At 76.1% G+C, this 10,867-nt stretch carries 4 protein-coding genes; all 4 read left to right on the top strand.

The features are described from left to right. The first annotated feature begins 16 nt into the window (after positions 1 to 16). Genes ACZ4VK_RS14010 through ACZ4VK_RS13995 form a run of 4 tightly spaced genes read left to right on the top strand, consistent with a single transcriptional unit; the run spans position 17 to position 10,843 of the window. Positions 17 to 3,739: a tubulin-like doman-containing protein gene (locus tag ACZ4VK_RS14010; RefSeq protein WP_468351854.1), complete on the top strand. Its 3,723-nt coding sequence runs from the start codon at positions 17 to 19 to the stop codon at positions 3,737 to 3,739. Continuing rightward, complete coding sequence (locus tag ACZ4VK_RS14005) at positions 3,736 to 6,273, top strand: hypothetical protein (protein ID WP_468351852.1); 2,538 nt, start codon at positions 3,736 to 3,738, stop codon at positions 6,271 to 6,273. The genes ACZ4VK_RS14010 and ACZ4VK_RS14005 overlap by 4 nt, the downstream gene beginning before the upstream one ends. Continuing rightward, complete coding sequence (locus ACZ4VK_RS14000; RefSeq protein ID WP_468351850.1) at positions 6,270 to 8,528, top strand: hypothetical protein; 2,259 nt, start codon at positions 6,270 to 6,272, stop codon at positions 8,526 to 8,528. The genes ACZ4VK_RS14005 and ACZ4VK_RS14000 overlap by 4 nt, the downstream gene beginning before the upstream one ends. Beyond that, positions 8,525 to 10,843: a hypothetical protein gene (locus tag ACZ4VK_RS13995; protein ID WP_468351848.1), complete on the top strand. Its 2,319-nt coding sequence runs from the start codon at positions 8,525 to 8,527 to the stop codon at positions 10,841 to 10,843. Before ACZ4VK_RS14000 ends, ACZ4VK_RS13995 begins: the two co-directional genes overlap by 4 nt. Positions 10,844 to 10,867 lie beyond the last annotated feature (24 nt).

The raw sequence follows: 10,867 nt of genomic DNA, 5'->3' as shown, positions 1-10,867 counted from the left end.
CACCGAGGAGAACGACATGAAGATCTACCAGCCCATGCTGTTCGTCGGACTCGGCGGCACCGGCGGACGCATCGGCAGCGAACTCGAACGCAGCCTGCGCCGGGAGCTCTGCGGCCCCGACGGCACCGACCTCGTCGACGGCGGCCGCCGTCTCCCCTTCCAGCTGCCCGACTGCCTCCAGTTCGTCTACGCCGACTTCAGCGAGGGCGAACTGCTGAGCCAGCCCCAGTTCCGGGCGAAGGGAGCCGAGGGCGCCGCCTTCGCCCGTACCTCCCGGATGGTCCGCGACCTGCTGCCCACCGACTTCGACTCCTCGCCCGAGGTGACCCGCATGCTGCGCGTCTCCGTCCCCGAGGAGACCCGGCTCTGGCTGCCGCCGCAGGCCCGCCAGCCGCGCGTCGCCCCCCTCAACAACGGCGCGGGACAGCTCCCGACCGTCGGCCGCGCCGCGCTCTTCGCGACCCTGCGCTCCGGGCTCGAACCCGTCCTGCGCCAGCTCCGCGAGGCCATCGGAGCCATCGGGCAGTCCGCGGGCGACCTCCGGCGGGTCGGCGGCGGCCGGATCCGGGGCTGCGACGTGTTCGTCGCCTTCTCCGTCGCCGGCGGCACCGGAGCCGGCATCTTCTACGACTTCATCCACCTCATCGGCCACGAGTTCCGCAACGCCCGGGTCCCCGGGGTGAAGATCTACCCGCTCGTCGTCATGCCCTCCGCCTTCCCGCCCGAGGCCGGCGGCGGACGCGAGGCCGAACTCAACTCGGCCCGCGCCCTGGTGGACCTCTCGCGGCTCGTCGACGACCAGAACGTGCCCGACGCCGTCGACCAGGTCGGCGACGTCGAGGACCGCGGCCGGCTCAGCGTCACGTACCCCGGCGACGGCGTCGTCGCCCTGCGCCCCGCCACCATGCAGACCGCCTTCCTCTTCTCCAAGCCGTCCGTCATCGGCAGCGACGACCTGCGCCGCTCCATCGCCGCCATGGTGATGTCGCTGATCGGCACCGACCTCGGCGTGGACAACGGCTCGGCGACCCGAGTCGAGGAGGACTACCAGTCCTTCGCCGCCAGCTTCATCAACAAGAGCGTGGAGCGCTCCACCCCCGCCCGTACGGGCATCGGCTACCGCGGCATGTCCACCAGCCTCGCCGCCTCCCTCACCGTGCCCGTCGACGACCTCGCCGAGATCGTCGCCGCCCGCCTCCTCGCCCAGGCGGTACGCGGCATGTCCGAACGCGCCCGGCGGCCCGACCGGGAGGGGCAGAACCAGGTCAGGGAACTGTTCACCCGCTCCGGCATCGGCCGCCTCTGGACCCGGGAGGCCCCCGACGTCCCCGCGCCCGAGCAACTCCCCCGGGGCAAGGGGAAGATCACCCAGGAGCTGCGGAACCGCCTCGGGGACATGGAGGAGGCCCTGCGCCGCCTCGACAGCGGCCTCGCCCGGGAGATCCCCCGCCTCACCGAGGACTTCAGGCCGAGCGCCGGCGTCCGTGAACTCCTCGGCCACATGGACCCCTTCCAGGTCGAGGTCGTCCTCGGCGGCCTGCCCGGCCACCCCGACCGGGTGGCCAGGGAGGGCTTCACCGGCATGCTCGACAACCGCCGCAACGAACCCGAACGCCCCCCGAACGTCCAGGCCTTCGCCCCGCCCATCCCCCCGATCAGCGGCACCATCGGCGGCATCGTGCCCGCCCGGTGGAGCGACCCCGGTGTGCAGGAGGCCCTCGCCGCCCAGGAGGCCTGGTACCAGTGGCGGGCCAGGACCCTCTGGCACCGCGGCTGGCAGGCCGGCGAGGCCCAGTGGCGGCCGTCCCTGAACCGGGTCACCGTCGAGGTCGCCGAACTCGCCAAGGCGCTCCGCGCCCACGAGCACGACGAGGCGAAGTCCTTCGCCGACCGCCGCCGCGACCTCTACCGCGACGACCGGGCCGGCATCGCCTATCTGCTGCCCCCGCAGAACACCCTGCGCGCCTTCTACGACGACGTCGTCGACCGGCTCGCCCAGAGCCTGGGCCTGCCCGAGTCCGCCGACGCCGCGACTCTCCTCGGCCGGCTGGTCGGCCCCGACGACTGGCGGCGGGCCCTCGACGCGGTCCGCCGCTCCTCCGGCGCGGCGGTCAAGGAGATCAAGCAGGTCGTGGAGCGGCGGGTCAAGCGGCTCTTCGGCGAGGCCAACGAGGACGCCTTCGCGCGCCCCCTGCTGCCCTCCATGGAACTGCTCCTGCGCGCCGCGTCCGGCGACGAGACCGCCGAGGCGAAGGTCGACCCGCGCTGGCTCGACCAGTTCAGGGCCCGCCTCGCCGGACTCATCCCGGTGGGCTTCGTCCCCGACGGCAGCGGCCCGCTCAAGATCCTCATCGTGCACCCGGCGAGCGAGTCCGACGGCCGCGCCCGTGACTACCTGGAGCAGGAACTCAACCTCCCCGCCCGGGTCACCCCGGAGAGCCGGGCGGGCGACACCGACTCCATCACCGTCGTCTTCTTCCGCAGCGGCATGAACCTCACCGACATCTCCGAGGTCCGCGGCGTCCTCGGCCTCTGGGCCGAGGCCCGCGACGCGGCCGGCGAGGACGACTTCCTGCACTGGCGGCAGCGGCTCGGCTACCAGGACGACTGGCTGGTCTCCACCGAACAGGACCGGCAGCGCATCCTGCACCGGCTGCTCTGCGCGATGTGGAACGGACACGTCGCCGCCGAGGGCCCGGCGGGATCGCCCCACGTCGTCCGCATCCGCCTCCAGGACGGCGAGTCCGCGACCATGTCGCTGCGCCTGGAGGGCTACGACGGCTCGCTCTCCAGCTGGGCGGGGCTGCTGCGCGCGTACGAGCGGTGGGCGCTGCTCGACGAGGGCCAGATCATCGAGCAGTTCTGCGAACGCCTCATGCAGGCCCTGCCCAAGGGCCTCGCGCAGGTCCCCGCGGCCCCCTCCCCGCTCTTCACCCACTTCGTGGAGCAGGTCGCCCCGCGCCAGCTCGCCCTGATCGACGCGCTCGTCGCCGAGTACGGGGAGTACGGCGAGACGGACAGCGAATGGCTGACCCCCCTGCGCCACTTCTGGTCGGTCACCTACCCGGGCGCCCTCGGCATGCGCTTCTCCCAGTCGGCCCACGCGACGAGGCCCACCCTGCGGGCCCTGTACGAACGGCACGGCCCGGGAGCGGGACAGACACAGGGCCAGGGGCAGGGGAGCGGGCAGGGGCAGGGGCAGGGCGGATACGGCCATGGGTACGGCGCAGGGCACGTCCCGGGGCCGGGCGCCGGGTACGTCCCTGGGCCGGGCGCCGGGTACGTCCCGGGGCCGGACGCCGGGCCCGGCCACGTCCCCGGGCCCGGCCACGGGTCCACCGACGGCCACCACGTCCCTGGCTCCGGCCACGTGAACGGCGCCGGGCCGTCCTCCGGGGCCGGCCACGTCCCCGGGCCCGGCCACGGGTCCACCGACGGCCACCACGTCCCTGGCTCCGGCCACGTGAACGGCGCCGGGCCGGCCTCCGGGTCCGGGCATGGGTCCGGGATCGGGGCCGGGTCCGGCCACGGGATCGGGTCCGGGCACGGCGCCGCGCAGCCCCCCGCGCCCGGGCACGGGAACGGCGCGCCGCCCGACCCCCGTACCGGCTACGGCACCACCCCCGCCCCCAAGCCCGCGGCAGCGAGCGGCCCGTCCGTCTACGAGGGCGACTGGGAGCTGGAACCCGAGCCGGACTTCGGGCCCGAGTTCGACGACGAGCCCGGGGAGGCCGTGTGAGCCCGCGCGTCCTGCCCGAACGACCACTGCCCGGCCACGCGGTCTGCCTCGACCTGCGGACGGCGGGGGCGCCCGACCACGACGCCGCCGTCCGCGCCGCCCTCGACACCCCGCAGCCCGGCGGCGAGCGCCGCTTCCTCGTCCTCGACGAGGCCGACCGGCTCGTCGCCCACCAGCTGCTGTACGAACGCCTCTCCTCCTACGGACCCGCCCACATCGTCTGTCTGGCCGTGGGCGCCCGCGGCGAGCGGAGCCTGCGCCGCTCCCTCACCCTCCGCCCGCCCGCGGCCGGCGTCCTGTGGCTGTTCGACACGGTGGAGGACGGCGTCCCCGGCGACGCCGTCCTGCGCCCGCTCGTCGACGTCCTGGCCACCCCCGAGGTCTTCGACGCCGTCCTCCGCGCGCTCGGCGAGGTGGTGCACGGCGTCGCCGTGCCCGCCGTACGCGTCCTGGAGCACGACCTCACCGACGAGGCGAGGGCGCGCGCCTGGCGGCAGGCGGTGGAGGGGCTGACCGGCCCGGACGTCCCGGCCGGCACCGCCTCCGCGTCCGCCGCCGAGCAGGTGCCGGGCTCCCTTGCCCTGCTCCTCGACGAGGGCGTCCCCCGTTCCCTCTCGGGCCATCGCTGGCTGCCTCCGCAGGGCAGGGCGGGGGCCCGGCTCGCGGCCTGCGACGAGGCCGTCGGCGCAGCCGTCGACGGCTACCGGCGGGTGCGGGGCGCGGCGGGCCTCCTCACCGGGGCAGGCCGCGCCGTCGACCTGCCGGGGGACATCGAGCGGGTGACGGAGGAGCTGGCCCGGTTCCGTACGGCCGTCGCGGACGCGTTCGGCGCCGCGGGCGGCAGCCGGCTCACCGCCGAGCACCGTGGCGTGCTGCGTGACCGGGGCATCGAACTGCCGGAGCTGCCCAGGGAGATCTCGCGGGCGGGGATCGTCCCGGCCCTGCGCGACCACACCCACGACCTGATCGGCAAGGGGCTCCCGCTCCGCTCCGTGGCGGCCCGGCTCGCCGCGCTCTCCGCGCGCACCGCACCCGTCGGCAGCAACGCCCGGCTGGCCCGGCTCGACGCGATCTGCGGGCCCGAGCGGCTGCGGAGGCTCGGTGGCCGGTACCCGTTCACGGCCGGTGGCTCGCGTCCCGTGGCCCTCGCCGTGACGGGGGCCCTCGCCCTGCTCGCCGGGGTGTGGCCGGTCCTCGGCTGGGTCCTCGGCCCGGCCGTCGGCGTGCTGGCCGCCGGACTCGCCCATCTGATGCTGCGGCGCAGGCCCAACCGCTCACCGGACGGGCGGATCGACGGCGGCGGCTCCACGGGTGCGGCGCCCCGCCTCTTCGGCGGTCTGCTCGGCGGTCTCGCCGGGGCCGGGCTCGGCCAGTTCCTCGGCCCGCCGTCGTGGCTGGCGGCGGTGGCGCTCGCCGTGTCCCTGACCGCCGTCGTCCTCCTCGCGCTGCGCGACTGGACGCGGGCCGTGGACGACTGGTGGGCGCTGGCGGACCCGGAGGAAGCCTGGCGGATCCTGCGGGAGACCCAGACGCTCGTCGTCGCGACCGCCGTGCACGACTGGCTCTTCGCCGAGGTGCGGCACCACTGCTCGGCGGGGGCGGGGGCGGTGTCCCGGCTGCTCAGGGGCCTCGCGGAGACGGCCGAAGCACACGGGCGGGTGTACGCGGAGGGGCAGCCGTACGAGCCACCCGAGGAGAGGGCCCGCGCGGAGGAGCCACCGCCGGGCCAGGACGGCGCGACGGCGTCCTGGAGCTGGCAGGACTGGACGGACGGCGCGGAGGAGGACGTCTGGTCGGACATGGACGAGGAACCCGCGCCGGCGGAGACCTTCGCGCCGCCTCCGTCCGATGTGTCCGGCCCGTACGACACGGACCACGCCGCCCCCGTCCCCGCCCCGTCCGACGGGTCGGCCGCCGCGCCCGAGTGGCTGGAGCGGCGGTACGGCGACGGGGGACCCCTCCTCGTCGACACGCTCGTCGGCGATCTGGTCGCCGGCACCCTGCTGATCCTCGACCGGTGCTGGGCGGGCGTCGAACGCGACCCGGGCGCCCTCGCGTCCGCCGTCCACGAGCGGCGGATCGCGGAGCTCCTGGACGAGACCCGCCTCCGCCTGGAGCGGGACGTCGCCGCCTCGCCGCCGCCCCGGTACGAGGGTCTCCGCGACCCGGACGCGCTCGCCGGCCTCACCGCCCTCGCCGACCGCTCCGACCGGCCCGACGCCGCCCGGCTCACCGGTGTCGCCCCGGACGCGGTGGCCCTGCTGCTCCTGTCCGAGGACGCCCCCGCCCGCACGGTCGCGCTCTGCGGCCCCGAGCACCTGCGGCTGCTCTCCCACGACCCCCTCGCCGCCCGGCAGGTCCGCTTCGTGCCCGAGGCGATGCGGCGCGGGGCCGCGGGGGACGACGTCTGGCGGGGCACCGCCGAGGACGTCGTATGGACCGGTGCGGGACGCCACGCCGGAATCCTCCGTCTCGTACCGCTGCGCGCGGACGTCGTGCACACCGTCCGCGCCGAGGAGGCGGGAGAACCGTGACCGACCCGAACCACCCGAACGACGACCCGAACGACCCGAACGACCCGAACCGTTCGAACCGCCCGCCCGACCCCCGTCACCCCCTCGGGCCCGACCATCCCGACCACCTCAGCGAGCCGAGCCCGCCGCCCCACCCGTACTACCAGGAGCTGGAGTTCCTCACCCCCCAGGAGGCGCAGCTCCGGTTCGCCGTGCGGTACGGGGAGGACCACAGGCCCCCCGGCCGCCCCGGGGTCCTCGCGCGCCGGGCGGTCCTGGGGGCGGGGGCGGTGCCGGTCCTCCAGTACCGGCTGACCTCGTCCGCGCAGGGCGACCCCCACGCGTACGGGCTCCTGGAGCGGGAGGTGGCCGCCGCCGTCGCCCTGGAACGGCGGTACGGCACGGCGCAGTTCGTCGCCGTCCTGCCCCGGATCGTCGGCTTCGACCTCACCGCCGCCGAACCCTTCGTGCTGTACCGGCCGCCCGGCGGGCGTCCGCTCTCCGCCTGGGCCGGCCGCCTCGGTGCCGACGACCCGGAGGCGATCACCGGTCAACTCGCCATGGCGGTACGCCTCCTGGGCGAGCTCGACCTCGTGCACCGGGCGATCACGCCCGACACCGTGCGGTGGGACGGTGCGCGGGTACGGCTCTGCGAACCGTTCGCCGCACTGCGCGCGGGTGAGACCCGCGAGCCCTTCGGCACCGCCCCCTGGGCCTCGCCCGAACAGCGCGCGGGGCGCGGCCCGGCCGACCCCCGCGACGACCTGTGGTCCGTCGCCGCGCTCGCCTACTGGCTGCTCTCCGGCCGCCCCGACCGGGGCGAGGGCCCGCCGGAGGACCTGGCGGACTACCGGCGACTCGCGGCCCTCGGGCACAGCGGCCTCTTCTCCCCGCACGCGGCGGAGCGCCCTCACGCGGCCGAGCTGCTGCGGCTCCTCAACGTCCCCGACCCGCTCGCCACCGGCGTCGGCGCGGCGGACCCGCTCGACCGGTGGCGCGCCGAGTACGACACCCAGATCGCGCGGAAACGCGCGCTGTCCGGAGGAGCCCCGCCGGGTGCGGCACCGGCCGCCGAACCCCCGGAGAACCGGGACCCGCGGCCCTCGCGTACCTCCGTGTTCCGCCGGGTCCTCGGCGGTGGCGAAGCGGCCCGCCCCGTCGTGGCCGCGCCGCCCGAACCGGTACCGGCGCCGCCGTCACGGAGCCGGATGTGCCCGCACTGCCTGCTCCCCGTGGAGTACGACGAACGGCTGCTCGTCACCATCGACACCAAGGGCAACCGGATCCCCCTCGACCTCAGCGCAGAACGCCGGCCGGGCCACCGGACGGACGCCCTGCGCAAGGCGTACCACCTCTGCCCGCACACACGGGACGGCGACGAGGGACACGAACTCCCCGTGCCCTACCTGACCAACGGGGAACCGCTGTCCATCGCCCTCGTCGGCAGCTCCTCCGTCGGCAAGACCCACCTCCTCGCCGCCATGCTCGGCGAGGTCGAGCTCGGCGGCCTCGAACCGTACGGTCTGAAATGCCGGCCGCTCAACCCCGACGTACACCGCACCTATCTGCGCGAACGCGTGCAGAGCCTGCACCAGGGGCGGCAGCTGGGCCGTACCGGACAGCAGACCTTCGCCCGCTTCGCCGACGGTCTGCTCGTCTCGGCGGGCGGCGCGACGCCCCGGCCCGTCGTCTTCTTCGACCTCGCGGGCGAGGACCTCGCCCAGGACAGCGAGGTCGGCCGCTTCCTGATGGGCGTCGACGCGTTCGTCTTCGTCCTCGACCCGTTGCGCGCGCTCCGGCTGCCCTCCCTCGACCCGGTGAGGAGACAGAGCGGACTGCACCGGCGCGAGCTCGGCGACGAGGCGTTCACCACCGTCCTGAACCGCATCCCCCGGCAGCGCGGCGGGCTCGTCGCCGCCCCGGCCGCGCTCGCCGTCAACAAGAGCGACCTGGTGCGCTTCGAACCGGTCGTGGACCGCTGGCTCGGCCGCGCCCTGCCCGGCCGCCACGAACCCGGCGCCTCACGGGCCGAGAGCCAGGACGCGTACGCCTTCCTCGCCGAGCACGCCGGCGCCGCCTGGCTGAAGCCCTTCGACGACTGCGCCGACTGCACCCTGCACTTCGTCGCCGCGACCGGCGGACAGGCGCGCGGCGACCGGTTCCCGCACGGGGCCCGGCCGCGCCGGGTCCTCGCGCCACTGCTCTCTCTCTTCGCCATGTGCGGGCTGCTGCCCGGGGCGGAACCCGCGAGACCTACGGAGGGGATCGTCCGATGACACGGTCGGAGAACGAGGTCGACCAGATCGTCTTCCGCTGGGACAGCGAGAACCTCTCCGGCAGCACCGGCTTCGGCCCCGTGGCCTGGTCGGGCCCCCGCGACGAGGCGGAGAACCTCTTCCGGATCTCGGGCCCCATGCTCCGCGCGAGCGGCGAGGAGACCCGGCCCGCCCTGATCCGGCTCCAGCGGCGTGCCGACGTGATGCTGATCCGGCGCGTCCCCTTCACGGACGCCGGCGGCGGGGCCTCCGTGCTCTGCCACGCCCTCGTCGGCTCGCCCGCGCTCCTCGACCCCTCCGTCTGCCTCGGGCTGCACGCCTGGAACTGGGAGGGCGCGGACCTGGACGCCGCCGGCGCGCGCGGGCGGCTGCCCGCCGTCCCCGAGGAGGTACTCGTCCCGGCGACCGGCCGGGGACAGGGGGAGCTCGACCGGACCCTGGCGTACGTGGCCGAGGAACTCACCGGCGCGGTCGCGGAGTTGCTGCGCCACCCCGAGGAACGCTTCACCGTCCTCGACGAACACGGTGACACCGCCTGCCCCGTGCTCTGGGGACTGCACAGCATGTTCGGCACGCTCACCGACCGCCGGTGGACCTTCGCCACCCACGACACCGTCGAACTCCCCGCGCTGCGTTACGTGTTCGTGGGCCGCTGGTCCGGCGCGGCCAGCCACAACACCGAGCGCCGCCGCGTCGACCCGCGCGAGCGGATCGGCGACCGGGCGGAGGAGGTCGCGGACCGGCTCGTCCGCCACCACCTGCGGGGGGTCGCGGAGGGCGAGGGCAGGGAGTACGCGGTCGGCAGCGCCCTCCACACGGCCTCCGCCGCCCGCCGCGCCCCCCTCCTCGAAACGGTCACGCGAGCCCTCCAGACCCTGGACGGCGAGGCGGGCGCCCCGACCTCGCAGACCCCGAGGCCCACGCGCGCCCCCGACAGCGCGGGCGCCCCGGCCCCGAGGCCCACGGGAAGGCGGTGGGGCAGGAATCCGGGCGGCCGGACCGCCGAGGAGGCGCCGCCCTCCGGACGCGAGGCCCCGCCGCCGGCGGGCGGGCTCCGAGGCACCGACCGTCCGGGCCCGGCGGAACGCCCGGACCTGTGGTTCCGCCAGGAGCCGCCGGAGGAGGAGCGGACGGACCCTCCCACGAGAGAACTCCCGCCCACCGCGTACGGGCCGGAGACGGAGACGCCGTCGCCCTCGGCCGTCTCCGACCGCCACCGCCCGACCGCCCCGGGGAACGCACACCCAGCCGCCCCCGCCCCGCTCCACCCGACCGTCCCGGACCGTGACCGACGGGCCTTCCACGACCCCGCTGCCCCGGCCGCCCCCGAGGGCGTCCACCCGACCGTCCCCGACCCTCGCCCCCCAGCCGCCCCCCGTCCTCCCGACCCCGACGTCCGCTCGTACCCGTCCGTCACGGCCGAACCCGCCTACCCGGCCGATCTGTCGAAGCGGCGCTCTTCGGAGCCCGGCGGCCGGTCGGTGCCCCCGGTGGGCGACGTACCGTCGGGCGGCGGATCCGAGGGGCAGGCGGGCGCGCCGCCGTGGCGGCCCGGGGCCGACCCGTATCCCCGCCCCGTGCTGCCCCAGGTCGCGCCCGTGTGGACCGGGCCCGGTGCGGGCGTGGGGCGGTCCTGGGTGAGGCCGCGCGGCAGGGAACGGGAGGTCGAGACCGGGCTCGTGCACAAGCTGCCGATCGCGCGCACCGTGGAGGAGGCGCGGGAGCTCGTCGAGCGCGGCGGCAGCCGCGAGCTGCTCGACGCGCTGCGCCGCCCCCAGGCGTACGTCGTCCTCACCCTTCTCCTCCGGGAGACCGCCCGGCGCCTGCCGTCCTGGGAGCACCCGCTGCGCAGGGAGCTGTGCGAGGCGGTCCTGGGCCAGGAGCTCTGGGCCGTCGCGCCCCCGGGCGGCGAGGCCGATCCGTCCGACCCGCCGGAGGAGCAGCGCGCGGCGAACGCCGCCGAGCTGCACCGCTGGGCGGTGAGCCCTCTCCTCGATCGCGGCGACGCCCCCGTCGGCACGGTCGCCGAGCTGCTCTCCCGGCTCCGTACGAGCCCGGCGCCCTCGGCCCGTGAGGCCTTCTGGCTGATCGTCGACGGCGAGCGCCCCGGCCTGCCGGAGACGGTCTGGCTGACCCTCCTCAAGGAGGCGTACGGCATACCGCGCACGGCCCCCCGCCCGCGACGAGCCGCGCCCCAGCCCTCCGGCGACCCCGGCAACGGCTACACCCGCCGCTTCCTGCGGCGCGCGGGGATGCTGCTCGGCGGCCTGGTGGTCGCGATCGTCCTGATCGCCGCGTGGGGGCTGCTCACCTGACAGAGCCGCCCAGCGGGCCCGTGC

This window comes from Streptomyces sp. NPDC028711, assembly GCF_055565415.1.
The sequence above is the reverse complement of the archived record's forward strand: the minus strand, read 5'-3'. Positions and strand labels throughout refer to the sequence as shown.